This is a genomic window from Corynebacterium kozikiae (assembly GCF_024580965.1).
Lineage (GTDB): Bacteria > Actinomycetota > Actinomycetes > Mycobacteriales > Mycobacteriaceae > Corynebacterium > Corynebacterium kozikiae.
The window spans coordinates 1-250 of record NZ_JANIKJ010000088.1 but is presented as its reverse complement, the minus strand read 5'-3'; the positions used below and the strand labels follow the sequence as shown (position 1 = coordinate 250).

Annotated in this window: 1 rRNA gene; it reads left to right on the top strand. The window is 53.2% G+C overall.

Annotation, left to right across the window (positions count from 1 at the left end):
* Window positions 1-218, top strand: a 16S ribosomal RNA gene (locus tag NQ018_RS11445); the annotation flags it as partial.
* Between the last annotated feature and the right edge of the window lie 32 nt (window positions 219-250).

The window sequence follows — 250 nt, the reverse complement described above, 5'->3', positions numbered from 1 at the left end:
TGAAGTCGGAGTCGCTAGTAATCGCAGATCAGCAACGCTGCGGTGAATACGTTCCCGGGCCTTGTACACACCGCCCGTCACGTCATGAAAGTTGGTAACACCCGAAGCCCATGGCCTAACCCCTTTTGGGGAGGGAGTGGTCGAAGGTGGGATCGGCGATTGGGACGAAGTCGTAACAAGGTAGCCGTACCGGAAGGTGCGGCTGGATCACCTCCTTTCTAAGGAGCTTTACTTTTAATTGTTTTTCAAA